Consider the following 26251-nt stretch of genomic DNA (forward strand, 5'->3'; position numbering starts at 1 on the left):
GCGCAAGATGTAGAACCTGGGCGACGGCTGGCGATGATGGGTCTGGGGAGTGGCAGTAGTCGGCCGGCAACGAAGTCGAGGATGCCGGGAAGAGCACGCAATCCGCCACGATGAGGTTGTTTCGGTCGAATGATAGCTGCGTCGCGCTCACTCACTCCTTTAGCACAAGTTTATCATGAAGTTCCTTATGTCGCCATGCCTAGACAATGCCACCGGATCCGCCACGCTGTGAGGGCCGCTCACCTGCAACCTGTTTGCGATAGCCGCTGGAGCGGTAAGTCGCGATCGGGTCGATTGCCGCACCCGCCCTCCTTCGTGCTTCAGCAAGAATGGCCTCGACATCAGTGCGATAAGCGCGCTTCAGCGTATCGGACGCCATGAGCGCATCATTCTCCTGCTGGAACCCTTCGAGCGCCTGGCGGTCTACGAGCAATGCCTGCGCGTAGGCCCGGCGAATTTCGTTTGCGCTGGAGATCAGGCTTTCGATTGGATCGGTCACATTATGCGACTGGTCGATCATATGGGCGGGGTGGAATTGCTTCACGCCGCGATGCTCTGCATCCACCAGTTCGTTGAAGACGAGGAACAAGCGATAGGGCTCGATGGCGCCCGCATCGAGATCGTCGTCGCCATACTTGCTATCGTTGAAGTGGAAGCCGCCGAGCTTGCCGAACTGGATCAGACGCGCGACGATCATCTCGATATTGGTGTTGGGTGCATGATGCCCAAGATCGACAAGGCAGAAGGCCTTCTCACCCAGCGTGTTGGCGATCAGGTAATTCGTGCCCCAGTCTTGCACCACGGTCGAGTAAAAGGCGGGCTCATACATCTTGTGTTCGGAGAAAATCCGCCAGTCGTCCGGCAAAGCCTTGTAGATCTCGGCCATCCCGGCAAGGTAGCGCTCGAAGCTTTTGGTGAAATTGCTTTGGCCCGGGAAATTCGAGCCGTCGCCGATCCAGACGGTCAGGGCTTTGGAACCAAGTGCTCTACCGATCTCGATGCATTCGATGTTGTGCTCGACGGCCTGCTGGCGCGTTGCAGCATCCGTGTGGCTCAACGAGCCATATTTGTAGGAATGCTGCTGATCCGCACCGTCGGAGAAGGTATTAGAATTCATCGCATCGAAGCCGAGGCCAAGGGCGTCGGCGTGCGATTTCAGCCTTGCAGGATCTTCCTTATCCCATGGGATGTGGAGAGAGACGGTCGGCGTGGCAGCCGTCAGCTGGTTGATGACGGCACAGTCGTCCAGCTTGTCGAAGATACCGCGTGGTTCACCCAGGCCCGGAAATCGTGCAAAGCGGGTCCCACCGGTGCCGACCCCCCAGGAGGGAACGGCGACGAAAAATTCTGCGACCTTGGCGGTAATTGCATGGATATCGATATTGCGGCGCGACAGATGTTCACCGAGAGCCGAATAGTCGGCCTCATGAGCCTTCGCGCGCTTCTCGTTTTCGCGACCGACCACATCGGCGGCAATCCTAAGTTCCGTCATTTCATCCTCCCTCTGCACCACTTTTTTCAAACTGCCCGCACCGTCATTATTCTTGGCGCGCAGGACCGGAGCTCGATTGTGGAACTTGCTCTTTTGAACGTATCGGTCTCATCTGAGAGACGCCCGCGCGTTAACAGGCGGGCGTTTTAGCGTCAGCGCGTGAAGCTCTGGGCGTTGCCAGCATCGACATTGATAATGTTACCCGTCGATTTTGCGGAGGCGTCCGAGGCCAGGAAGTAGATTGCCTCGGCAATATCTTCCGGGAAGACGTTCAGCTTCAGCATGGAGCGCTTGCGATAGTGTTCTTCCAGATCGTCCACTTCGATCTTGGAGGATGCCGCACGCTGCTCGCGCCACTCGCCGTTCCAGATCTTCGAGCCACGCAGAACAGCATCGGGGTTGACCGTGTTGACGCGAATGCCGGAATCGGCGCCTTCAAGCGCCAGGCAGCGGGCAAGATGAATTTCAGCGGCCTTCGCCGTGCAATAGGCAGATGCATTGGGTGAAGATGCCAGACCGTTTTTGGACGCGACGAACACGACATTTCCGCCGAGCTTCTGACGTCGGAACAGACGGAAGGCTTCTCGCGACACGAGGAAATAGCCCGTTGCAAGAATGTCGATATTCTTGTTCCACATGGCAAGTGTGGTGTCTTCAACCGGTGCAGACGAGGCAATGCCCGCATTGGAAACAAGGATATCGATGCCGCCAAACTCGACGGTCGCCTCGGCGAACGCCCGAAGGACGGCATCTTCCTGCGTGACGTCCAGCTTGACCGTACGAACGGCATCAGCGCTGAACCTCTTTTCGAAATCACCCTTTGTGTTGTCGAGTGCACCTTCATCGATATCGGCAAGGACGACGCATGCACCCTCGCTTGCAAGCCGCTCTGCCGTGGCCCGGCCGATCCCGCCGGCGCCACCGGTGATGAATGCCACCCTCCCGGCCAGGCTCTTCGGCTTCGGCATGCGCTGAAGCTTTGCTTCTTCCAGTAGCCAGTATTCGATGTCGAAGGCTTCCTGTTCCGGCAGTCCCTTGTACTCCGAAACGGCGGAGGCGCCACGCATCACGTTGATGGCGTTGACGTAGAACTCACCGGCAATACGAGCCGTTGCCTTGTCCTTGGCAAAAGAGAACATACCCACACCGGGAATAAGGAAGATGACCGGATTCGGATCGCGCATCTTCGGCGAATTTGCGTGTTTGCAGCTCTCGTAGTAGCGGGTGTAGTCGGCGCGGTAGTCTTCAAGGGCCTGATCGAGGCCAGCCAGCAGCGCATCGACATCGGGTTTCGACGTATCGAGGTCGAGGATAAGGGGCCGGATCTTGGTGCGCAGAAAGTGGTCTGGGCAGGATGTTCCAAGCGCGCCGAGCGGTTTCAATTCCTTCGAGTTGACAAACTCCAGCACCGCATCCTGATCGTCGAAATGGCCCAGCTTGCGCTCGTCCTTCCCGATGCGTCCCCGAATTTCCGGCATGAGGCGCGCGGCGATCGCCCGCCGCTCTTCCTTGGGGAGGGCGCTCGCGACTGCACCGCCGAAAATCGTCTTACCTTCGGTCTTGGCGGCGAACCATTCGATCGCCTTGTTGATGATCGAAAGCGTCAGCTCGTAGCAGGCCTTTGCATCATTATCCCACGTGAACAAGCCATGGCTTTCCAGCACAACGCCCTTGGTATCAGGGTTTGCCTTGACGAAAGCTTCAAGATCGAGACCGAGCTGGAAGCCGGGGCGACGCCACGGTAGCCAGCCGATATCGCTGCCAAAAACTTCCTTTGTCAGTTCACGGGAGTTTTTCGAGGCCGCAATGGCAATGATTGCGTCGGGATGCATGTGATCGACATGATCGAAGGGAACGAAACCATGCAGTGGCGTATCGATGGAGGCGGCGCGCGGATTGAGATTAAACGTGCAATGGGGGAGGAAGCCGACCATACGGTCCTCATCTTCCACGCCGCGGTAAATGCCCTTCAGCGCTTCAAGCTTCTCCATGTAGAGGGTGGCGAAACCGTCAAGCTTGATCGTGCCGACATCGCCGCCAGATCCCTTGACCCACATGACACGGACTTTATTGCTGGTGAGCGGGTCGGTTTCCCAGACTTTGGCAGAGGTATTGCCGCCACCGTAATTGGTGATCCGTTTGTCTGCGCCGAGCAGGTTGGAGCGATACAGCAGCTTTCCCAGCTCATCCAGCGTTGCCGCATAAGCGTCGTCCCAGCGATTTTCGAGAAGACGGGTTTGTCCCATCGCAGTATCCTCCCACATCGATTGTCGCGAGTCTCTCAAAGGAACTCGCCTCCCTTAGGCGCAGATATCGCGCATCTAAAAGCGTCATGTCAATCAAAAACGATCATAAATTTTCATTGTGCGCCGCACCATTGATATTTTTGATCGAACTTGATTGACAACAAAAGAAGTTTACGAAAGATTGCGGTCAGGAGGACCCCATGTACGAGAGCGAACGCCATCGCATCATCTTGAGCGCCATACAGGAAAAGCCTGTTGTGACGGTGCAGGATATCGCCGAGCTGACGGATGCGTCGGAAGCGACGATCCGGCGCGATATTGCCTCTCTCCATGTTCAGGGAAAACTGCGCCGGGTGCGCGGCGGTGCCGAAGCGGTACATCCGCCACAGCTTGGAAATCTGGCGGCACGTCCCTTCCGCGTATCGGAATCGGTCAATATCGATAAGAAACGCGCAATTGCGCGCAAGGCCGTCGATTTGTGTGAGGAAGGTGACGCCATCATCATCAATGGCGGCACGACGACCTTCCAGATGGTGCATTACATGTCGGCCCGGCGCCTGCAGGTGATGACGAATTCTTTCGCCATTGCCGAGCATCTGGTGAAGCACTCGAAGTGCAATGTCAGTGTGCCCGGCGGTGCGATCTATCGCGACCAGAGCCTGATCCTGTCGCCTTTTGAAAATGATGCGATCCGCAATTTCTATGCGCGGCGTATTTTTATCGGTGCGCAGGGCGTGGGCGCGCTCGGCATCATGGAATCCGATGCAATGGTGATCCAGAGTGAGCAGAAGCTGATGCGCCAAGCAGAGGAGCTGATCGTCATGGTCGATTCCTCCAAGTTCCGCAAACGCTCCAGCCTGATCCTGACGCCACTGGACACGGTATCGACCATCATCACCGACGAGGACATTTCAGACGAGGCCGCACGCATGGTGGAGGCCGCGGGGGTGACGCTGGTCATCGCCGGAACAGCGGCCGCGCAGGCGGAGGACAAGCCGCCTACAGAGGAGGATTCCGCTTCGGTTGCTTGAGGAGCACCGAAGGGAAGGTTTTAACGGGAGGAAAAGGGAATGAAACTTACACGTAGAAAACTGACCCGCGCCCTGGCGCTCGGTGTGGCCTTGGGCGTTGCCGGTATGGGCAGCGTTGCACAGGCGAAAGACATGAAGATCGCGCTCGTGGTCAAGTCGCTCGGCAACGGCTTCTTCGAGGCAGCCAACAAGGGCGCGCAGGAAGCAGCCAAGGAGCTTGGCGGCGTCGAGATCATCTATACCGGCCCGACAACCACCACCGCTGAAGGCCAGATCGAAGTTATCAACTCGCTGATCGCCCAGGGCGTCGATGCGATTGCGATTTCCGCAAACGATCCGGACGCCGTGGTTCCGGCGCTGAAGAAGGCCGCACAGCGTGGCATCAAGGTCATCTCCTGGGATTCGGGCGTAGCACCGGAGGGCCGCATCCTGCAGCTCAACCCGTCCTCTAATGCGCTGATCGGCAAGATGTGCCTGCAGCTTGCAGCGGATCATCTCGAAGGTGGCAAGGGCGACTTCGCCATTCTTTCTGCCACAACCACCTCCACGAACCAGAATATCTGGATCGAGGAGATGAAGAAGCAGTTGAAGGACTTCCCCGGCCTCAATCTGGTGACGACCGTTTACGGCGACGACTTGGCCGACAAGAGCTACCGTGAAGCGCAAGGTCTGTTGACCTCGCAGCCAAACGTCAAGGTTATCGTCGCGCCGACGACCGTCGGTGTCTTGGCCGCATCGCAGGCCGTAAAGGATGCCGGCAAGATCGGCCAGGTCTATGTGACGGGCCTTGGCCTTCCTTCTGAAATGGCGGGCGCGATCAAGTCCGGCGCGACGAAGGAATTCGCCATCTGGAACCCGATCGACCTTGGCTATTCTGCAACGCAGATCGCCTACCACCTCGTCAAGGGTGATGCCGACGGCAAGCCCGGCTCGGAAATCGAAGCTGGCCGCATGGGCAAGATCAAGGTTGGCGAAAACAGCGAAGCCGCGATGGCCGATCCGTTCGTCTATGACGCGAAGAACATCGATCAGTTCTCCAAGATTTTCTGATCCTTGACGACATCTCCCGGCGACACCGACCGCCGGGAGATGTTTCCAACAGCCCTCAGTCGACGTCATCCTCGAGCTTGAACCAAGCATCGATCATGCATGCCGGATGTTTGCATCAGTAAACCCATCGGGATGCCGTTGAGTGAAGGCTTCGCTTTTTCTGCTCGATCATGAGCACGCAGGTCCGTGAGAAAATGACAGTAGAGACAATGACCGAAACGGCAGCGCTTTACGCGACGGAAGAGGAACGTTTGAACCCCGTTCTCGAGATGCGCGGCATCAGCCAGATTTTTCCAGGCGTAAAGGCCCTGGATAATGTCGACGTTCAGCTCTACCCCGGCCAAGTGACGGCACTGATCGGCGAAAACGGCGCGGGCAAATCCACGCTGGTCAAGATTCTGACCGGTATCTATCGGCCCAATGAGGGCGAGATCCTTCTGGATGGCAAGCCCGTTCAGTTTCAAAGCGCGCAGGATGCCATCGATGCGGGTGTAACCGCCATCCATCAGGAAACGGTTCTGTTCGACGAGCTTTCGGTTGGCGAGAACATCTTTCTCGGACATGCCCCCAGGGGCCGCTTTGGGCTGATCGATTGGAAAACGATCAACGAGAAATCCCGCACCTTGTTGGAGCGGCTGGAAAGCAAGATCGACCCCACCATCCGGCTGAAGGATCTGTCCATCGCACAGCGACATCTGGTGGCGATTGCCCGTGCCCTGTCGGTGGAGGCGCGCATCGTCATCATGGACGAGCCGACGGCGGCTTTGTCACGCAAGGAAATCGACGATCTTTTCCGCATTGTCGAAAATCTCAAGCGGCAGGGCAAGGCGATACTGTTCATCAGCCACAAGTTCGATGAAGTTTACGAAATTGCCGAAAATTACGCCGTCTTTCGCGATGGACGCATGGTCGGCGCGGGAAAGCTCGCCGCAACAGCCCAGGACGAAATCGTTCGGCTGATGGTCGGTCGCGATGTAAAGGACGCGTTTCCGAAACAAGCCGTCAACATTGGCGGCACGGTGCTGTCAGTCGATGATTACTGCCACGAAACGGAGTTTCGCGGCATCTCCTTCGAATTGAGACGGGGCGAAATTCTTGGGCTCTATGGCCTGATCGGCGCTGGGCGGTCGGAAGTCTGCCAGTCTATCTTCGGCATTACCCGACCTGCATCCGGCACACTGAAGCTGGACGGCAAAACCGTGACAATCGACTCACCCGAAGACGCAATCCGGGCCGGTATCGCCTATGTGCCGGAAGAGCGGGGACGTCATGGCCTGGCGCTGGAGATGCCGATCTACCAGAACATGTCTCTACCCTCCCTCTCCCGCACATCGCGCAAAGGCTTTCTGAAAGCGGCAAACGAGTTTGCGCTCGCACGCAAATATGCAACGCGCCTTGATTTGCGTGCAGCCGCGCTTTCCGTGCCTGTAGGAACACTGTCCGGTGGCAACCAGCAAAAGGTGGTGATCGGCAAATGGCTGGCGACTGCGCCGCGGGTCATCATTTTGGACGAGCCGACAAAAGGCATCGACATCGGCTCGAAAGCCGCTGTCCACGGCTTTATCAGTGAATTGGCGGCGGAGGGCCTGTCCATCATCATGATCTCGTCCGAACTGCCGGAAATCCTTGGCATGTCCGACCGCGCGATCGTGATGCGTGAAGGGTTGACGGCCGGCACATTCGACCGGGCGGAGTTCTCGCCGGAAAAGCTGGTGCGCGCCGCCACCGGAAATGCGTGAGGGGAAATGCGCATGAAGACACTTTTGAAGAACCGTGAATGGCTGCTGGCAGGCATCATCATTCTGCTCATCATCGGCTTTTCGCAGCGGTCTGCGGGCTTTGAGAGACCAGCCAATCTTGTCAATATCTTCAACGATACCTCGATCCTGATCATTCTGGCCTTGGGACAGATGACGGTGATACTGACGAAATCGATCGATCTGTCGGTGGCGGCCAATCTTGCATTTACCGGCATGGCGGTGGCGATGACCAATGCCGCATTCCCAGGCGTGCCACTTCCCCTCCTGATCGCCATGGCTGTCGGCATCGGAGCGCTGCTCGGTTCGATTAACGGTATTCTCGTCTGGTGGCTTGGCCTTCCCTCCATCGTGGTGACACTTGGTACACTCACCATCTATCGCGGCATGGCCTTCGTTCTGTCAGGCGGCGCATGGGTCAACGCCCATCAGATGTCCCCGACATATCTCAACGTGCCCCGAACGCCGGTCCTCGGAATACCGATTCTCTCCTGGGTGGCAATTCTCGTCATCCTCGCTGCCTGGATCATCCTGAAGCGGACCTCCTTCGGTCGTGCGGCCTATGCGTCTGGGGGCAACCCGAACGCTGCGATCTATGCGGGCATCGATGTAGGTCACACGCGCTTCCTCGCCTTTGTACTGTCCGGAGCGCTGGCCGGTCTCGCAAGCTATCTATGGGTGTCGCGATACGCCGTTGCCTATGTGGATATCGCTCAAGGCTTCGAGCTGGACAGTGTTGCGGCCAATGTAATCGGCGGCATCTCGATTGCAGGCGGCATAGGCTCGGTGCTTGGCGCCGTCCTTGGCGCGCTTTTTCTCGGCGTCATCAAGAATGCGCTTCCGGTAATCGGCATCTCGCCCTTTGCGCAGATGGCGATCTCCGGCATCGTCATCGTTCTCGCCGTCGTCTTCAATGCGCGCGCAGAAGCTCGCAAGGGGCGCATCATCTTGCGCGACAGAGCCGCCACCGAACAGAGCAAGGAGGCTGCGGCATGAGCGTGGATCATTCGCAACCGCAGATGTCATCCCGCATCATTCCAGATAAGCTGGGCACGCCTCTGCGCCGCATTATGGCAAGCTGGGAATTGCTGTTACTTGGTGTGGCTATCCTTATCTTCATCGCCAACTCGCTGGCCTCGCCGTATTTTCTCGACGCTTGGAATCTCTCAGACGCGACTTTTAACTTCACCGAGAAGGCGATGATCGCCTTTGCCATGGCGCTTCTCATTATCGCTGGTGAAATCGACCTGTCGGTTGCCGCCATCATCGCACTCGCCTCCACTGCTATGGGTTACGCGGTACAATTGGGTGCGGGAACGCCTGAGCTGGTGGCAATCGGCATTGGCGTTGGCTTGGCCTGTGGCGCTTTTAATGGCTTTCTTGTTGCCGGACTTAAGCTTCCGTCCATCGTCGTCACCATCGGCACCATGAGCCTGTTTCGCGGCGTTTCCTACATGGTTCTCGGCGACCAGGCCTTTGGCAAATATCCCGAAGACTTCGCTTACTTCGGCCAGGGCTACGTGTTCTGGGCGATTTCGTTCGAATTCGTACTGTTCGTCCTGATGGCGATCGCCTTTGCGATCCTACTACATGCGACGAATTTTGGACGACAGGTCTATGTCATCGGCAACAATCCATTCGCCGCAAGATTTTCCGGCGTCCCCGTGGAGCGCGTCAAGTTCATTCTCTTTCTCATTACCGGCTTGATGAGTGGTATTGCCGCTGTGTGTCTGACTTCGCGGCTCGGCTCCACACGCCCCTCCATCGCTCAAGGGTGGGAGTTGGAAGTCGTGACGATGGTCGTGCTCGGGGGCGTGTCGATCCTGGGCGGCTCCGGAACAATCGGCGGAGTGGTGATTGCCGCTTTCGTCATGGGGCTGGTTACATTCGGTCTTGGTCTCCTCAACGTCCCCGGCATTGTCATGTCGATCTTTGTCGGCCTTCTGTTGATCATCATCATCGCCATTCCAATCGTCGTGCGTCGCATGAAAGCCATGAGGTGAATAATGCCAGAGCTTGAAAAACACGCGTTCAAGATGAAGCTATTTGCGGGCAAGGAAGCGGAATACAGGAAGCGTCACGACGAGATTTGGCCGGAGCTCGTAGACCTGCTGCACGAGGCTGGCGTGACCGATTATTCGATCCACCTCGACCCTGAGACCAATGTGCTCTTTGGCGTCCTTACACGTCCGAAAGATCACGGCATGGCGGCGCTGCCCCACCATCCCGTGATGAAGAAATGGTGGGCACATATGGCCGATATCATGGAAAGCAATCCGGATAACTCTCCAGTCGCGACCGATCTCGTTACCGTCTTTCATCTGCCATGAGCCAGCCGATCCAAACCGTTGCCGTCATCGATATCGGCAAGACGCATGCCAAATTGATCATCGTTGATGGCGAAAGCGGCCAAGAACTGGCATCCTGCAAGATTGCAAACAGGATCGTCAGCGGTCCGCCATATCCGCATTACGATACCGATGCGCTGTGGCGTTTCATTCTGGGAGGGCTTGCCGGACTGCACAAGGCGCCCGGCTATCAGGCAATCTCGATCACCACACATGGCGCAAGTGCAGCGCTCCTGAATGCTTCGGGGGATTTGGCGTTGCCCGTTCTCGATTACGAGTTCGCATTCCCGGACAAGATTGTCCAAGCCTATGAGACGATCCGCCCGGATTTTGCGGAGACATTTTCGCCGCGGCTGACAGGAGGTCTGAACCTCGGTGCGCAGCTCCACTATCAGCGTACGTGCTTTCCTGAGGAGTTCGCCTCCGTCGCGACCATGCTAACCTACCCGCAATATTGGGCCCACCGCTTGACCGGCATTGCTGCGAATGAGGCCACCTCGCTCGGCTGCCACACCGATCTATGGCGCCCCTTTGAGAGAAGCTACTCAAGCCTCGTTGCGCGTCTCGGTATTGCCGACCTTATGGCGCCCATCCGGTCTGCTTTCGATGTTCTGGGAGAAACGACGCCTGCCGTCACAGAGCAACTCGGCCTTCCCGCACCGGTTCCCGTCTATTGCGGGATCCATGATTCCAATGCTTCATTGCTCCCGCATCTCGTGGGTTTTGGCATTCCCTGCACCGTCGTTTCGACCGGCACATGGGTGGTGTGTTTTGCCGCTGGCGGACAGGCGGTCGATCTTGACGAAAAGCGTGACACGCTGGTCAATGTGGATGCATTCGGAAAACCCGTGCCTTCTGCCCGGTACATGGGTGGCCGGGAATGGGAACTGGTCAACAAGACCTTAGGGCCAGTCACACCGGAATCAGAGTGGGCGTCGGTAAACGACGTGATAGCGCAAGGCCAGATGCTGCTCCCGAGTGTCGTCAGCGGCACCGGCCCGTTTCCGGGCACGACGGGCGGGTGGCGCAATGAGCCACAAACGGATGAAGGCCGGCGCGCGGCTGCCAGCCTCTACCAAGCTTTGATGACGATGACCTGCCTCGACCTGATTGGATCACGCGGCCCTATCGTGGTGGAAGGCCCCTTTGCCGCCAACCGCGTGTTCTGCGCAGCACTCGCCACCTTTTCCGCCCGGAAGGTGTACGCCTCGGCCTCGCACACAGGCACATCGCTTGGCGCCAGCTTTCTCACCGGAACAAAGTCGAATGTGCCTGTCGAGCGAGTGAGCGACACGATTGCAAACCTCGCTGCCTATGCCGAAACGTGGCAGAAAATGGCAGGGTGAACACAAAACACCCCACACCTTTGACCGCATCAGCTCTGCTTGACGAATTCTCCGCCCTTGATGATGAACGGCATGTGCTTACCCTGACCGGTCAAAAGTGAGAGATCGTCGAGTGGGTTGCCTTCCACGACGATCAGATCGGCGTAAGCCCCTGGCGCCACAGCTCCCAGTTTGCCTTCAAAACCTAGTGCCTTTGCCGCATCAAGCGTTGCAGAGCGAATGACATCTGCGGCCGGTAGATGTTGGCCGCGAAGAACGAACTCCTCCGACTGATGCTCGTGCATCTCACCCAGCAAATCCGTACCATAGACCATGGTCACGCCCGCCTTTTGCAGCACTTTCAGCGCCTCGAAGCCAGCGCTGCGCACATCCTCGATCTTGGCGACAGAGACTGGCGGCAGGCCGAGCGAAGCGCCGTCCTTTGCCAGGCGATCATAGACGATGTTGGTCGGCACGACGAAGGCACCGCGTTCCTTGGCAAGTTTTGCCGTCTCCGGCGTGATCAGGTTGCCGTGCTCGATCGACTTAACCCCGCATTCGATCGCGCGGCGAATGGCGGCATCGGTGTAAAGATGGGCAGCCACGTAAGTCTGCGCGTTCTCGGCCTCTTCAACGGCGGCGAGCACCTCTTCTTTTGAAAAGCCTAGGTTTGCAATCGGATCGGTCGGCGAAGACACGCCGCCATTGGCCATGAGCTTGATGAACTGTGCGCCACCTTTGACCTCTTCACGACAGGCCTGGCGAACTGCATCGACCCCATCGCAGATGCGACCGAGCGCACCCAGTTGGTCAGGATAATGCTCGACCGAACGACGATTGAACCGGCCTCGGTAATCGGTATGGCCGCCCGTCTGGGACAGCGCCTTGCCGCAGATGATCAGTCTCGGGCCAACAATCGTGCCCTCGTGAAGCGCTTCAACCAGACCGTGATCGGCACCGCCGAGGTCACGAACCGTGGTAAAGCCACGCATCAGCATCGCCTTCATGATGGTCGCTGAGCGCAGCGCCACCAGAGAATTCGGCAGATCCGCATTGGCTCCAAGGTCGAGTTTGGTGGCGATGACATGGACATGTCCATCAATCAATCCCGGCATGAGGATCTTGCCAGCCAGATCGACAACTCGGTCGGCAGTGGCCGAGAGCGCCGGGCCAACTTCGATGATCAAATCGTCACGGATGAGCACATCCGTGGGAGCGGTCGGTTCACCCTGCGATCCATCAACGATGCGGGCGTTTTTGAGAAGAATTGAACTCATTGGATTCACTTTCGATCGATGTCTTAGAAAGGCGCACAGCGGCTCAACGCTGGTTCGCTGCCAGCAAGAAGTATGGAACCAACCACGGCGCTAGCGCCTCCGCACGGTCCAGATGACGCTCGTCATAAACTCCAGCGCGATGGGTCAGATTGATCGTGCCAATGCAGGAGCCATCGAAAACAACGGGCACGTTGATCTGCGTGCCGCCGCCAAGACTTGCGATGAGTTCATGGTCAAAAAAGGCCCATTTGATGCCGTCCATATCCTTGGCGAGAAAACTCTTGTGCTGCCCGATAACGTGGCGGCCCCAAGGGGTGTCCGTCATAGGCTTACGGCCCGAGACCGGATAATGCTCAGGGTCCGAGGAGTAGATGCGGACGACTTCACCACCATCGACCGCGAGCAGCGTGAAGAGGACATGTCCCACCTCGCGCTGGAACAATTCGTCGAGTGCCTGAAAGAAGGGTGCTGGCTGATCGGGCAGCTTCATGGCTTCGTAAAGGCTGATCTCATTGTGCATGTCGTGATCCTTTTTGCTGATGAGGGAGCAGCAATTGCCGCTCCCTTATGTGCCTGGAACGCCATGCGTCCTATTGGGCGCTCGAAGGACGCTCCATCTTCTTCGATCTAAGCCTCAACGCGCGGCAAACTCTTCCGCCTCGATTTCCTCCAGCGACCGGTTCTTTGTCGGAATGCCGAGAAAGAGCACGGACATCGCACCGATGAACAGGATGACGGTCGTCATGCCGAAGACACCAGCGAAACCGCCAATCGGATAGACGGCTCCCACGAGGATCGGTGCTGCAATTCCTCCGATACGTCCGATGGCCGAGGCGGTGCCGACGCCGGTGGCACGGATGCGCGTTGGAAACACTTCCGGCGTGTAGGCGTATTCTCCAGCGGCAACGCCATTGATGAAGAAGGAGAGTGTCATGGCAAGCGCGATGACCTGCGTATCACCGGTGGCAAAAGCAAGCGAGAGCGCCGAAACAGCTGCCAACGCCATATAGAGCACGATCGTATAGGGACGACCGATCTTCTCGCAGAACCAAGCGGCTGTGAAGTAACCAGGGATCTGTGCGGCATAGATCAGAATCGAGAAGGAGAAGCTTTTGGTCATGGTCATGCCACGCTCGACGAGCAGGCTCGGGATCCATGTCATGAAGGCGTATATGCTGAAAGTGACCGATACCCAGAGAAGCCAGGTCATGATGGTGATGCGCAAGAAGCGTGGCGACAGCAGCGCCTTGAAGTTAGCCATCAGCGAGGTGTTGGGCGTTGCAGAGACCTGCGCCGCAGGTTCCGGTGCAGGCAGAACGATGCCGCGCGCCGCATATTGCTGCTCGATGCCAGTGACGATGTCGTTTGCTTCCTGATGACGGCCCTGGCTTTCCAGCCAGCGTGGCGATTCCGTCAAGCCACGGCGCCACCACAAAACCACGATGACCGGCATCGCGGTGACGATCAGAGCGTAACGCCAGCCGTCGTCAGAGGCGGGCACAAGCAGATATCCAAGAACTGCCGAAATGACGAAGCCGAAGGAGAAGAAGGCTGCGAGCGAAGCCGTAAATCGTCCACGATACTTGGCGCCAACGAATTCGGAGAGGAACGGCGCGATGATCGCCGCCTCGGCACCCATGCCGATACCGCCGACGACGCGCAAGGCAAAGAACTGGTGCCAGTCATTAACGGCAGCGCCGGCAAGACTTGCCAGGCAAAAGAGGACGAGCGCCCAGAGCATGACGTTCTTGCGGCCATAGCGATCGCCGATCGCACCGGCAATGAGAGCGCCGATGAGGAAGCCTACATAGGTGCTGCTGGCAAGATAGCCGACCTGAAGGCTCGTCAGTTGCCACTGCGCCCGAAGTGCCGGAAGCAGGAAAGCGATAATGCCCGCGTCCCACGCCTCGAACATGTAGCCCAGCCCGCCCATCATGAGGAGCTTGTATTGAAAGCGCCCCACGGGCAGCCTCTCCAGTCTTGCAGCAGTATTATACATTTTTGGTTCCCACCATTATAGTGTGTCACCTCCGCCGCGTTGCGGATGGTGTGCGCGTCTTTTCGTCGCGCAACATTTTTTGCACGGGAACGATTATTAATGCAATATGCAAAAAACGCTGCAGACGATTTTGCGGGAACGCTAGAGGACTGGCTGCGTCATCTCGATGAGAAATTTTCGCTGACGCCAGCAGCGCACGAGGTGATACAGGCCGTGATCAACGACCCGCGGCACGCCTCTTTTGCATCCGCCGCCGAACTTGCTCAAAAGGCTTCCGTCAACGTTGCGACGATCACGCGAACCGCGCAGAGTCTTGGTTTTTCAGGATGGCCGGAGCTTCGCCAGGAAATCCGTACACGCTTCATGAGCAAGCTTTCGGCACCTGAGGTCAGCGTCGTCCACCAACAGGAAACCGGCAATGAGCGCCCGTTCGATGCGGCTATGAATCGGCAGATCGAGCAACTGACGGCGTTGCGTCGGCGTACCGACCGCAACTCGATCAAAGAGATTGCAAAACTTATTGCAGGCGCAAAACGCAGAATCGTTCTTGGGTCGGGCAGCTTCGCTTCGATTGCCAATATACTCGCGCACCACGCCACGCTTTGCGGCTACCGCATGGAACTGGCGACCGACGGGGTAATGATCGCCAATGCGCTAGGCGATGTGAAGGAAAACGATGTCGTCATCATCTTCACCTTCTGGCGCCTCTACAATTCCGCAATCAGAGCTGCCGCTCAGGCCAAGGCCAAGGGCGCAACCACATGCGTGATCACTGACGCTGCCGTGGATGCGCTGGCAAAAAATGCCGACTATTTGCTGCTGGCGCCAGCAGAAAGCACCTCATTCTACGCGACCGTCGTCCCCGGCATCGGGCTTGCGGAAGCCATCTCTGCAGAGTTGGGCGCGCTAAACCCTCAAATGAGCGCACGCTCCATCGCCGATTTCGAGGAGCAATGGCAACACCAGGACCTGCTCTTCACCAAAACAGCGCCTATGGCTGGGAAGCCTTTTGATCAGCTTTGAAATCGAGCGAGTGCAGGGCGGAGCCGTATTTTGCTTCTTTGTCGTCGACGTCAAACCCGCTCAAGAGCAATTGCGATGCCCTGCCCGACGCCGATACACATGGTGGAAAGCGCGTAACGCGCTCCGGACAAGCCCAATTGAAGCGCCGCCGTGCCGGCAATGCGGGCACCGGACATGCCGAGAGGATGTCCGAGAGCGATTGCTCCGCCGTTGATGTTGACGCGCGGATCGTCATCGGCGATGCCGAGATCACGCAGCGTCGCCAGGCCTTGGGAGGCGAAGGCTTCGTTGAGTTCAATGACGTCGATCTGCTCTTGCGAAAGGCCAAGCCGGGCGAGTAGCTTCTTCGATGCCGGAGCCGGGCCGAAACCCATGATCCGCGGAGGAACGCCTGCCGTCGCGCCACCCAGAATGCGGGCTATGGGTGTCAGTCCGTGCTTTCTGGCGGCTGCCTCCGAGGCGACAACAAGTGCTGCCGCGCCGTCATTGACGCCAGAGGCATTGCCGGCTGTCACCGTCGCGCCCTCGATTTTGTTGACCGGCTTCAGCTTGGCGAGCGCATCGATCGATGTCGTACGTGGATGCTCATCGCGATCGACAAGGACAGGATCGCCTTTCCTTTGTGGCACGCTGACCGGCGTGATTTCTTTTGCTAGGCGGCCATTGGCCTGCGCTTCGGCAGCCTTTGCCTGGCTTCGCACGGCAAAGGCATCCTGATCTTCGCGCGAGATATTGAAGTCGATCGCGACATTATCGCCGGTTTCCGGCATCGAATCGACGCCATATTGCGTCTTCATCAGCGGGTTGACGAAGCGCCAGCCGATGGTGGTGTCATAGATTTCCGCATTCCGCGAGAAAGCAGACTCTGCCTTTGGCATAACGAAAGGCGCGCGGCTCATCGATTCCACACCCCCGGCAATCATCAACTCGGCCTCGCCCGACTTTATCGCCCGAGCGGCGGTAATGACGGCATCCATGCCTGAGCCGCACAGGCGGTTGATCGTGGTACCCGTGATAGAAACCGGCAGGCCTGCCAGCAGCAGCGACATGCGCGCGACGTTGCGATTGTCCTCGCCCGCCTGGTTGGCGCAGCCATAGATGACATCATCGACGGCATCGAAATCGACGGTCGGATAAAGCGCTATCAGGGCTTTCAGCGGCACCGCACCGAGATCGTCGGCACGAACCGATGACAAGGATCCGCCGAAACGGCCGATGGGCGTGCGGAGATAGGCACAGATAAGGGCTTCGGTCATTTCTTTACTCCTTACAGGTCCGGGACCACAAGGTCAGCGACCTGACCATCGATATGGAGCTTCGCGCCCGTCATGGCCTGAAGCTCTTCCATGGTCATGGTGGCAAGCTTCTCCCGGAGAACGAATTTGCCATTCACAATGTCGATAACGGCATGGCTGGTGTAGATACGGGTGATGCAGCCGACGCCGGTGAGAGGAAACGTGCAGCGCTCGACCAGCTTCGGTTTGCCATCCTTGGTGACGTGCTCGGTGATGACCACCACCTGTTTTGCACCATGGACAAGGTCCATCGCTCCGCCCACGGCAGGCACGCCCTTGGAGCCGACACGCCAATTGGCAAGATCGCCATTCTCCGCAACCTGATAAGCCCCGAGAATCGCCACATCCAAATGGCCGCCGCGCACCATGGCGAAGCTGTCGGCGTGATGGAAGAAGGCCGCGCCGGGTTTCAGGGTGATCGCCTTCTTTCCGGCATTGATGAGGTCCCAGTCTTCCTCACCAGCGGGCGGCGCTTCACCGAAGTTCAGGACTCCATTCTCGGTGTGGAAAATCGCCTCGCGGCCCTTCGGCTGGAACTTTGCGACCATTTCCGGAAAGCCGATGCCAAGGTTTACATAGGCACCATCGGCAATATCTTGCGCGGCGCGCCAGGCGATCTGCGCATTGGAAAGCTTGATATCGTCGCGGACGTCGATGCTGGTTGCGTCGCTCATGCGTAGGCCACTCCTGCTCGGATCAGTTCTTCTTCCTGCTGAGGATTATTCACCTCCACGACCCCATCGACGAAGATGCCCGGTGTGATCACCTGCTCTGGATCGATCTCTCCGGGTGTCACGATCTTCGACACCTGCGCGACAGTCTTTTTGGCCGCCATGCACATCAGCGGGTTGAAATTGCGCCCGGCCAGCCGGTAGGTGAGATTGCCATGCGTGTCGCCGAGATGCCCCTTGACCAAGGCTATATCGGCCTTCAACCAGCGCTCCTGCACATAGCTGCGACCATCGAACTCGGCAATCACCTTGCCGTCGGCAAGTTCGGTACCGAAACCTGTCGGCGTATAGAACGCCGGAATGCCTGCACCGCCAGCGCGAATGCGCTCGGCAAGCGTACCCTGTGGCACCAGTTCCAGCTCGATTTCGCCGGTGAGATAGCGATCCGTAAAGGCGCGGGGATCGGATGAGCGGGGGAAGGAGCAGATCATCTTGCTGACCATGCCCGCATCGATCATCGCCGCGATACCGATACGACCATTCCCGGCATTGTTGTTGATGACCGTGAGCCCCGACGGTTTGCCTGTCGCCTTGAAGCGATCGATCAGGGCATGAATGAGTTCGATCGGCGCGCCGGAGCCGCCAAAACCCCCGATCATGATTGTTGCGCCGTCGTCGATGTCAGCCACGGCATTCGCCAGGCTGTCGATCCTCTTATCCATGTCATTTCCTCCAGCAGCCTTGTCTTTTCCGCCTGAGGCTCAGGTAAATCCCAACGCGGCTCGACATCAAGTCCGTTTGTGCGATATATGATATTTGTTCGATTATCGCACATCACTGAAAGGGTGACATATGATTGTGAAAGGACGCGATATGATGGGCGGGCTCGCCAAGGGGCTGAGCATCATCGAAGCTTTCAGCGCCGAGCGACCGAGATTGTCGATTTCCGAAGCAGCAGACATCGCCGAGCTTGATCGCGCGACAGCAAGACGCTGCCTTTTGACGCTGGCCGAACTTGGCTACGCCGCCTATGACGGAAAATTCTTCACGGTCACACCAAAAGTGCTGCGCCTCGGTACAGCTTGTCTTGCCACAATGCCCCTGCCTCGCATCGTGCAACCCTTTCTCGATCAAATGTCGGAAAACATCGGACAAAGCACATCCGTGTCGATCCTTGACGACATCGAGATCGTCTATGTCGCACGTGCCGCCCAGCGTCGTGTCATGTCGATTGCGCTGATGCCCGGATCCCGGCTACCCGCCTATTGCACCTCCATGGGTCGGGTCCTTCTGTCTTCTCTCACAGTAGAAGATCGTCGCGTCCTACTGGAACGCTCGGCGATCACCGCCCGCACACCGATGACACTGACTGATATCGATGCCCTTCTGGCGGAGATCGAAGAGACCGCGGCCCGTGGTTATGCAATGATCGATCAGGAGGTCGAGGTCGGCCTGCGTTCGCTGGCCGTGCCGCTGAGGAACGTGCGAGGTAAGACGGTCGCGGCCCTCAATGTCGGTGTCGCCGCCTCCGCGGGGTCCATGCAGGAGTTGGTCGAGCGCTATCTACCTACGCTCACTGCGGTGCAGATGGAGTTAAAAGGGCTTCTCGTCTAAGCGCGCCTTCGTTCCTTCCAAAGGCAAACCGACGTAGTTTTCGGCAAAACTCGCCTGTGCCCGCGGTGAGCTTCGCAGATAGCTGAGTTCGGCCACCTGCATCCGTCGCTCGAAAGCCCCCGTTTCGGGGAAACGATGCGTAAGGGTGGTGAACCACCAGGAAAAACGCTCAGCCTTCCAGACGCGCCCCAGTGCCCGCGCCGAGTAGGCATCGATGCCCGCAGCCGAGCGCTCGCTGTAGAACTCCGCCAGCGCCTCGCCCAGCATGGTCACGTCAGAGACTGCGAGATTGAGGCCCTTTGCCCCGGTCGGTGGCACGATATGGGCAGCGTCTCCCGCCAGGAACAATCGGCCATAACGCATTGGTTCGGCGACAAAGCTGCGTAGCGGCGCGATGCTCTTTTCGAAGGAAGGTCCGCGCTGAAGCCTTGCGCCGAGATTGGGTCCGAGACGCACAGCCAACTCATCCCAGATGCGCTCGTCCGGCCAGTCTTCCAGCCGCTCACTCATGTCGCATTGAATGTAATAGCGGCTGCGTGTCATGGAGCGCATAGAGGCAAGCGCAAAGCCACGCTCGTGACTGGCATAGACAAGTTCCTCGCTAACAGGCGGGCGCTCGGTGAGAATGCCGAGCCAGCCAAAAGAATAGACCCGCTCGAATGTGCGCAGCACGTGGCTGGGGATCGCTTGACGACTGACGCCATGGAACCCGTCGCAGCCAACCACGAAATCGCAATCAACCCGGACCTCGCCGGACGGCGTGCTGCAGGTCACGAAAGGCTTCTCGGTGTCTATGTCGTGGAGAGCGACATCGCTTGCTTGGAAGAGGATGTTCAGGCCCCGCGCCTCCGCAGCCTCGAAAAGGTCGCGCGTTACCTCCTGCTGGCCATAAACCGTGACGCAGGCACCGCCCGAGGCTTGTTCGAGATCGATACGGAAATCATCGCCATCGGCGGATAGATGCGTGCCGGAATGGCGCAGTCCTTCCTCGCGCAAGCGCTGATCAAGCCCGAGGCGGGACAGGCAGTCTACCGTCCCTTGTTCCAGAACCCCCGCTCGCACCCGCCCCTCGACATAGGCGCGGGTCTGCCGCTCAATCACCACTGTCTCGACACCGGAGGCGTGGAGGAGGTGGGCAAGGATAAGTCCGGCGGGGCCGGCTCCGACGATAGCGACTTGTGTGCGCATGGTTGTCTCCTAACTGGCTGCGCCATTTGGCGGCGCTGCTCGATGCGGATTTATGGGACGCTCAGGCGAAAAGGCTCTCCCGGAGCTTATTCTTGCGGATTTTACCCGTGCTGGTCCGGGGAAGTTCCGTGACGATCCGGAAGTGCTTTGGCACCTTGAAGCGGGCAAGCCGCGCCTCGCAATGGGCACGAAGCTCGCCCTCGGCTTCTTCGTGTCCCGGCGACAGGATGACGAAGGCATGGCCCGTCTCGCCCCAGCGCGGGTCCGGCACGCCCACGACCGCTGCCTGAAAGACTGCTGGATGTTCGGCAAGAACGCTCTCGATCTCGACCGGATAGACGTTCTCACCGCCCGAAATGAACATGTCCTTGCGGCGATCGACGATGGTTACGAAACCATCGGAGTCACGAAGTCCAATGTCGCCGGTGCGTAGCCAGCCATCCGGGGTGAACGCGGTCTCGTGCTCTTCCGGTTTGTTCCAGTAGCCGGGCGTGACGTGCGGACCTTTGACGATAATCTCGCCAGCGGTTCCATCCGGCACGTCCCGGTCATCGCCATCGATTATCCGAATCGCAGTGGCAGGCCCCGCTTGACCGACGGCGCCGGCATGAGCAGAGATCAGCGCCGGATCGAGCGGCATGCCAAGGATCGTTCCGGCCTCGGTCATGCCATAGCCGTCCACCATGGCAACGCCGCGCTCGAGCCACCAGCGGATATTGGCAGGCGGGTTCGGAGCGCCGCCGGTGAAAAGTGCGGCAAGCGACCAATTCTCCGGCTGGAAGCCATCAGCGTCCTTCAATGCGGTGGCCATCTGCGGAACGCAGAAATAATGGGTGATGCCGAGAGCGCGGTCTGCAAGCCGGGCATTGGTCACAACCGGATCGAAGCCGGATGAAACGAGCACCGTGCCGCCCTGAACCAGTGGTGGCCAGACCGAGGTCACAAGGCCAATGACATGGAAGAAGGGCGATTCTGCAAGAAAGACCGACTCCGACGACACATGCCCCAGCACGCCGAAATTGACGCCAGTGAAGAACAGTGTCTGAGGCGTCAGAATGACGCCCTTCGGCACTCCGGACGTCCCGGAGGTGTAGAGCAGGACGCAAGGCTGGTCGGCATCACGCGAAGAGCCCCGCTCGCCTGGCGCCGCGGTTTCATAACGTGCGGTAAAGGCGGCGATACCAAGCAGTCTTGCGTCGTCTGGCACCGTAAAAGCGGCGGACGATCTATCAACGAGGATGAGCGTTGGGGTGCAGTCGGCGAGGATCGCATTGATTTCGGGAGCGGCAAGCCGCCAGTTCAGCGGCGTGAAGATAAGGCCAGATCGCAGACAGGCCTGCTGCGCGATCACAAGGTCGGCGGAATTGCGGGCAATTGTCGCCACTCTGTCGCCTGTCTTAAGGCCAAGTGCTTCGAGTGCTGTCCTTGCCTGCTCGATCGCCCGGTCCAGGCCCCTGTAGGTCCAGCGCCGTCCTGACGCCAGATCGACTAGGGCGAGTTTGTCCGGGCGCGCCTGCGCATGCAGGCCCACCGGATCGGGGGCTAGCCAGTTGTGCATGATGTTGGTCCTCCTCCCAGTAAAACCGCTATCAGCTGTGGGTTTTGCTCTTGTCGTAAGAGCCGAGGCCCGGCTTGTAGGTCTTCTCGTCGATAAACTGGCGGATGCCTTCCTTGCGACCTTCATTATCGTAGGAGTTGGCGGCCTCCTGGGCGCGCACGAGATAATCCTCAGCGTCGTCATAGGTCATGACGCCGACGCGGCGCACCGCATCCTTGGTGGCCTTAAGCGCGACCGGGTTCTTGGCCAGCAACACCTTGGCAACCTCTTTCACCCGGTCCTTCAGAGAGGCAAGCGGCAGGCTTTCGTTGACGAGGCCCCAGGAAGCGGCCTTCTGACCGTCGATAGGCTCACCCAGCATGGCGTGATACATGGCCTGGCGGAAGGGCATCAGCTCTACCGCTACCTTGGTTGCGCCACCGCCCGGCAAAATGCCCCAGTTGATCTCGGAAAGGCCAAACTTGGCCTCATCCGCCGCAAAGGCCAGATCGCAGGCGAAGAGCGGACCGTAACCGCCACCGAAGCACCAGCCATTGACCATGGCAATGGTCGGCTTCTGGTACCAGCGTAGACGACGCCACCAGCCATAGCTCTCGCGCTGGCTCTGGCGCACGCCAGCGAGACCCTTGGCCTCGGTTTCGCGGAAATATTCCTTGAGATCCATGCCAGCCGTCCAGGCTGTGCCTTCGCCGCTGAGAACAAGAACGCCGACATCCTCGCGGAATTCCAGCTCGTCCAGCACCTCCATCATCCGGCGGTTCAGCTCGGGGCTCATCGCATTGCGCTTTTCCGGGCGGTTGAAACGGACCCAGGCAATGCCGTCCCCTATCTCGACGGCGACGACGTCCGTCTTGCTGCTATTGTCGGTCATAAGATTGGTTTCCTTTTGAATGATTTAGAGGCGAGAAAGGCTCGACGTGAAATCAGATCGGGAAGCGTCCGGCTTCGGTCTCGACCGTGATCCAGCGAAGCTCGGTAAATTCCGCAATGCCTGCCTTGCCGCCAAAGCGTCCGTAGCCCGAAGCCCCAACGCCGCCGAAGGGCATCTGCGCTTCATCATGCACTGTCGGGCCGTTGACATGGCAGATACCGGAGCGGATCTGCCGGGCGACCTTCAGGCCGCGCGCCGCATCTCCGGTAAAGACGGCAGCCGACAGACCGTATTCGCTGTCATTGGCAATGCGGATGGCGTCCGCCTCGTCCTTCGCCCGGATGACCGCGACGACAGGCCCGAAGCTCTCCTCGGAATAGAGGCGCATTTGCGCTGTCACATCCGCAACGATATGGGCGGGAACGAGTACGCCGTCCGACTCGCCCGCCGCAATCACCTTTGCGCCCTTGGCAACGGCGTCGTCGATCAGCCCCTTCAGCTTCTGGGTGGTTTTGATATCCACAACCGCGCCCAGCGGTGCCGCACCCCAGCGCGGATCGCCAGCGGTGAGCGTCCGCACCTTGGCGGCAAATTTTTCAAGGAAGGCGTCAGCCACCGCATCGACGACGATAATCCGTTCCGTCGACATGCAGATCTGGCCCTGATTGAAGAAAGATCCAAAGGCTGCTGCTTTCACGGTCTCGTCGAGATCCGCATCGTCCAGCACCACAAGAGGCGCCTTGCCGCCGAGTTCCAGAACACAGGGCTTGAGATTTTGTGCCGCTCGCATCGCAACAATGCGTCCGACGGCGGTAGAGCCGGTGAAATTCACACGTCGGATAGCCGGATGATCGATAAGCGCTCCAACCACCTCCGCGGCATCCTGCGGCGCATTGGTAACAAGCTGAACAAGCCCGTCCGGCAATCCGGCCTCCGCCAGGGCCTCGACGATCAGGCCATGGGTTTTCGGGCACAGTTCACTTGCCTTGAACACCACGGCATTGCCGCAAGCGAGCGGAGTAGCCAGCGCACGCACACCAAGGATGACCGGCGCATTCCAAGGCGCGATGCCGAGCACGACGCCTGCCGGTTCACGGATAGCCATGGCAAGGCAGCCCGGCTTGTCGGAGGGTATAACTTCGCCGGCAACTTGAGTGGTGAGGGAGGCGGCCTCGCGCAGCATCGATGCGGCAAGCATGACGTTGAAGCGCGCCCAGGCCTCGGTCGCACCGATCTCAGCCATCATCGCCGCCACAAAGGCGTCGCCCTTTGCACTCACGGCATCGGCAGCTTTCAAAAGCGCAGCGCGGCGCGCATTCGGCCCCTGCGCGGCCCAGGCTGGCATGGCGCGCGCGGCCGCATCGACTGCAGCTCTTGCCTCATCAGGCGTTTGCGCCGGCGCTTCGCTGGCTATCTCGCCGCTGATCGGATTCATGCGTCGAAACAGGTTCGATGTCGATGTCATGGTGTCTCCTCCCTGGAGCGTTCAAGGCTCCCGACCTTAAACATTGCTATGTGAAATAGCGATTGACTGCTATATCCCATAGCGATATGAAACTGACAAGAGGCAATTTTTACGAATTTTAAAAAGGGCGAAGCGTGAAGGCGAAGGTACGGGACATTGAAGCGGTGAGAGCGCCTGTTATGGACGACCTTCTCGGTTACCATCTGCGTCGGGCCTCGATCCTCGATCTGGCGGGTTTTGCCGAGGCGCTGGGCGACGAGATCAAGCCCATTCCTTTCACGGTGCTGTGCCTGATCGATGAGACCCCAGGTACCACCGCCGCTGAGATCGGTCGGCAGGCGCGGCTGCAGCGGGCCAATCTCGCACCAATCCTTGCGCATTTCGACACCCAGGGATGGATTGAACGTCTCGCGGATGATGAGGACCAGCGCATTCAGCATCTGCACTTGAGTGAAACGGGTGCTGAGGTCGTGGCCGAATGGCGCGCGCGTGTCATGGCGCAGGAGGAACGTACATTCAGTGCGCTGACGCCAAGAGAACGCGAAGTGCTGCGCCAATTATTGTCGCGCATCTGGAAGGGCGCGTGACGCCATCCGAACGGGCGGAAAGCACGGTTACAGTTTTAGCCATCGCCTTAGAGCGGCGGCTTTAAAGGGAACGAGCCCTTACTCGCAGAGGACGGGCTTGGGAGGACTGCGGGAGATATCGCTGAGGCAGCGTCAGACGCAGGCCGAATGAAAGCATGATTGCCGCTGAGGCGGCCTTTGGGAGGAGAATATCATGACGAATGCCACGCATGTTCATGCGGGGACGGGAACGCGCGCGCTCGTGCTTGTGTTTCTCGCCGCGATTATCGAAGGCTTCGACCTTCAGGCCGCGGGTGTTGCCGTGCCGAAACTTGTTTCCGCCTTTGGGCTTTCACCGTCACAGCTGGGCGTTTTCCTCTCATCGGCAACCTTCGGATTGGTGCTCGGCGCGCTGTGCGGGGGCGTGATCGCCGATCGCTTTGGACGGCGCAACGGCCTTGCCCTGTCGCTGGTCGTCTTCGGCCTGTTTTCGATCGGCACGGCTTTCTCCGATACGTTCGAGCATTTGGTTGCGATGCGGTTTCTGACCGGCGTCGGCCTTGGCGGCGCGCTGCCTAATCTCATCGCCATTGCCGCTGAATCCGTTGCGCCCGAGCGGCGCGGCAGGGCAGTCGCGATCATGTATGCAGGCGTACCGCTTGGTGGCGCACTCGCCAGCCTGATCGCCCTGCTTGGCCTGCATGACGACTGGGGCTCGATATTCCTGGTGGGCGGCATCTTGCCGTTGCTTTTGGTCCTGCCGCTCCAACTCATGATGGGACCGTTCCGCGTGACACGCGATGCCAAGGTACCTGCGCGTCGTCGCGACGTGCTGATGGCGCCAGGCGCACTGCCACAGACGCTGCTGCTCTGGGCCGCCTTCTTCTTCGGCCTCATCGTCGTCTATCTGCTTCTCAACTGGCTGCCGCAGATTCTCGTGTCACTGGGCTTTGCGCGTGAAACTGCGTCGACCGTGCAGATCGTTTTCAATATCGGCGGTGCAGCTGGCGCCATCCTTGGCGGGCGACTGCTGGACGGCAACAGGCCTGCCTTTTCCGCAGCGCTCTGCTTTATCGGGCTGATGCTGGCAATCACCTCTCTTGCCATCTTGCCCGCAGGCAATGTTGCGGCAGCGCTGGCGGCTGGCACTTTTGTCGGCGCGACGGTCATCGGCGTACAGGCGCTACTCTATGGTATTGCCCCACAATGCTATCCAAGCGAGGTGCGCGGCACCGGCGTCGGCCTTGCCGTTTCTGTCGGTCGGCTTGGTTCAATCGTCGGACCTCTCGTCGCTGGCTGGCTCCTGGCAAGCGGCATGGGTCCGCAGCAACTTCTCTACACGCTGCTGCCCATCGCGGCCATCTGCGGCACCACCACCGTGATCCTCATCCTGCACCGTAGCGGGAAGACACGGGAGGAAATGTCGAGACGACTGGGCCAGGCTTGAGCGGATCGCAGACCTTGCCGCGTAGAGG

At 59.0% G+C, this 26251-nt stretch carries 23 protein-coding genes; 11 read left to right on the top strand and 12 right to left on the bottom strand.

The features are described from left to right. Positions 1-199: 199 nt before the first annotated feature. Both rhaI and ACQZ5M_RS13600 read right to left on the bottom strand, forming a co-directional pair. Entirely contained in the window at positions 200-1492 is a 1293-nt protein-coding gene (rhaI, locus tag ACQZ5M_RS13595) for an L-rhamnose catabolism isomerase (protein ID WP_296081610.1), read from the bottom strand. Between the two features lie 152 nt (positions 1493-1644). Next, positions 1645-3738: a bifunctional rhamnulose-1-phosphate aldolase/short-chain dehydrogenase gene (locus ACQZ5M_RS13600; protein WP_449079999.1), complete on the bottom strand. Its 2094-nt coding sequence runs from the start codon at positions 3736-3738 to the stop codon at positions 1645-1647. 200 nt (positions 3739-3938) lie between these two features. Between ACQZ5M_RS13600 and ACQZ5M_RS13605 the strand changes: the two genes are divergently transcribed. From ACQZ5M_RS13605 to ACQZ5M_RS13635, 7 genes are all read left to right on the top strand, one after another. Beyond that, positions 3939-4769: a DeoR/GlpR family DNA-binding transcription regulator gene (locus ACQZ5M_RS13605; protein WP_340192196.1), complete on the top strand. Its 831-nt coding sequence runs from the start codon at positions 3939-3941 to the stop codon at positions 4767-4769. A 39-nt stretch (positions 4770-4808) separates the two neighbouring features. Next, the gene (rhaS, locus tag ACQZ5M_RS13610; RefSeq protein WP_449080000.1) at positions 4809-5819 is read left to right on the top strand and encodes a rhamnose ABC transporter substrate-binding protein; all 1011 of its coding nucleotides are present in this window, start codon (positions 4809-4811) and stop codon (positions 5817-5819) included. Positions 5820-6028: 209 nt separating this feature from the next. Continuing rightward, positions 6029-7558, top strand: coding sequence for a sugar ABC transporter ATP-binding protein (locus tag ACQZ5M_RS13615; protein WP_449080142.1), 1530 nt, complete (start codon positions 6029-6031; stop codon positions 7556-7558). Between the two features lie 12 nt (positions 7559-7570). After that, on the top strand, positions 7571-8572 hold the full coding sequence (locus ACQZ5M_RS13620; protein ID WP_296105229.1) for an ABC transporter permease: 1002 nt from the start codon (positions 7571-7573) through the stop codon (positions 8570-8572). Further along, entirely contained in the window at positions 8569-9579 is a 1011-nt protein-coding gene (locus tag ACQZ5M_RS13625; RefSeq protein ID WP_296105230.1) for an ABC transporter permease, read from the top strand. Before ACQZ5M_RS13620 ends, ACQZ5M_RS13625 begins: the two co-directional genes overlap by 4 nt. 3 nt (positions 9580-9582) lie before the next feature. Continuing rightward, positions 9583-9906 carry an L-rhamnose mutarotase gene (rhaM, locus tag ACQZ5M_RS13630; RefSeq protein WP_296105232.1) on the top strand — a complete coding sequence of 108 codons (324 nt, stop codon included), beginning with the start codon at positions 9583-9585 and terminating at the stop codon, positions 9904-9906. Continuing rightward, complete coding sequence (locus tag ACQZ5M_RS13635; RefSeq protein ID WP_449080002.1) at positions 9903-11270, top strand: FGGY-family carbohydrate kinase; 1368 nt, start codon at positions 9903-9905, stop codon at positions 11268-11270. Before rhaM ends, ACQZ5M_RS13635 begins: the two co-directional genes overlap by 4 nt. A gap of 29 nt (positions 11271-11299) precedes the next feature. On the opposite strand, the gene ACQZ5M_RS13640 is transcribed toward ACQZ5M_RS13635, so the two are convergent. From ACQZ5M_RS13640 to ACQZ5M_RS13650, 3 genes are all read right to left on the bottom strand, one after another. Continuing rightward, the gene (locus ACQZ5M_RS13640) at positions 11300-12526 is read right to left on the bottom strand and encodes an amidohydrolase family protein (protein WP_449080003.1); all 1227 of its coding nucleotides are present in this window, start codon (positions 12524-12526) and stop codon (positions 11300-11302) included. 43 nt (positions 12527-12569) lie between these two features. Next, positions 12570-13046, bottom strand: coding sequence for a GAF domain-containing protein (locus ACQZ5M_RS13645; RefSeq protein WP_449080004.1), 477 nt, complete (start codon positions 13044-13046; stop codon positions 12570-12572). Between the two features lie 114 nt (positions 13047-13160). After that, on the bottom strand, positions 13161-14525 hold the full coding sequence (locus tag ACQZ5M_RS13650; protein ID WP_449080005.1) for an MFS transporter: 1365 nt from the start codon (positions 14523-14525) through the stop codon (positions 13161-13163). A gap of 99 nt (positions 14526-14624) precedes the next feature. Between ACQZ5M_RS13650 and ACQZ5M_RS13655 the strand changes: the two genes are divergently transcribed. Then, a complete protein-coding gene (locus tag ACQZ5M_RS13655; protein WP_296101395.1) occupies positions 14625-15548 on the top strand; it encodes a MurR/RpiR family transcriptional regulator in 924 nt (307 codons plus the stop codon). Between the two features lie 50 nt (positions 15549-15598). Here the strand turns inward: ACQZ5M_RS13655 and pcaF are convergent, their stop codons facing one another. The 3 genes from pcaF to ACQZ5M_RS13670 are packed head-to-tail and all read right to left on the bottom strand — an operon-like array spanning position 15599 to position 18236. After that, positions 15599-16804: a 3-oxoadipyl-CoA thiolase gene (pcaF, locus tag ACQZ5M_RS13660; protein WP_449080006.1), complete on the bottom strand. Its 1206-nt coding sequence runs from the start codon at positions 16802-16804 to the stop codon at positions 15599-15601. An 11-nt stretch (positions 16805-16815) separates the two neighbouring features. Continuing rightward, on the bottom strand, positions 16816-17517 hold the full coding sequence (locus ACQZ5M_RS13665) for a 3-oxoacid CoA-transferase subunit B (RefSeq protein ID WP_296078572.1): 702 nt from the start codon (positions 17515-17517) through the stop codon (positions 16816-16818). Then, on the bottom strand, positions 17514-18236 hold the full coding sequence (locus ACQZ5M_RS13670) for a 3-oxoacid CoA-transferase subunit A (protein WP_449080007.1): 723 nt from the start codon (positions 18234-18236) through the stop codon (positions 17514-17516). Before ACQZ5M_RS13670 ends, ACQZ5M_RS13665 begins: the two co-directional genes overlap by 4 nt. 130 nt (positions 18237-18366) lie before the next feature. Here ACQZ5M_RS13670 and ACQZ5M_RS13675 point away from each other — a divergent pair, with 130 nt between their 5' ends. Continuing rightward, complete coding sequence (locus tag ACQZ5M_RS13675; protein WP_449080008.1) at positions 18367-19128, top strand: IclR family transcriptional regulator domain-containing protein; 762 nt, start codon at positions 18367-18369, stop codon at positions 19126-19128. Here ACQZ5M_RS13675 and pobA read toward each other — a convergent pair. The 4 genes from pobA to ACQZ5M_RS13695 form a co-directional block, all read right to left on the bottom strand. After that, the gene (gene pobA / locus ACQZ5M_RS13680; protein WP_296101390.1) at positions 19108-20316 is read right to left on the bottom strand and encodes a 4-hydroxybenzoate 3-monooxygenase; all 1209 of its coding nucleotides are present in this window, start codon (positions 20314-20316) and stop codon (positions 19108-19110) included. The genes ACQZ5M_RS13675 and pobA overlap by 21 nt on opposite strands. Positions 20317-20377: 61 nt before the next feature. Beyond that, positions 20378-21874, bottom strand: a complete 1497-nt coding sequence (locus ACQZ5M_RS13685) for an AMP-binding protein (RefSeq protein WP_449080009.1) — start codon at positions 21872-21874, stop codon at positions 20378-20380. Between the two features lie 31 nt (positions 21875-21905). Then, positions 21906-22745: a p-hydroxycinnamoyl CoA hydratase/lyase gene (locus tag ACQZ5M_RS13690; protein ID WP_449080010.1), complete on the bottom strand. Its 840-nt coding sequence runs from the start codon at positions 22743-22745 to the stop codon at positions 21906-21908. Positions 22746-22797: 52 nt separating this feature from the next. Continuing rightward, positions 22798-24210, bottom strand: a complete 1413-nt coding sequence (locus tag ACQZ5M_RS13695; protein WP_449080011.1) for an aldehyde dehydrogenase — start codon at positions 24208-24210, stop codon at positions 22798-22800. Positions 24211-24344: 134 nt separating this feature from the next. Between ACQZ5M_RS13695 and ACQZ5M_RS13700 the strand changes: the two genes are divergently transcribed. Both ACQZ5M_RS13700 and mhpT read left to right on the top strand, forming a co-directional pair. After that, complete coding sequence (locus ACQZ5M_RS13700; protein WP_449080012.1) at positions 24345-24797, top strand: MarR family winged helix-turn-helix transcriptional regulator; 453 nt, start codon at positions 24345-24347, stop codon at positions 24795-24797. A 193-nt stretch (positions 24798-24990) separates the two neighbouring features. Continuing rightward, positions 24991-26223 (top strand): 3-(3-hydroxy-phenyl)propionate transporter MhpT, encoded by a 1233-nt coding sequence (gene mhpT / locus ACQZ5M_RS13705; protein ID WP_449080013.1) that lies wholly within the window; start codon positions 24991-24993, stop codon positions 26221-26223. Positions 26224-26251: the final 28 nt, after the last annotated feature.

This window comes from Rhizobium sp. 22-785-1 (assembly GCF_053521965.1).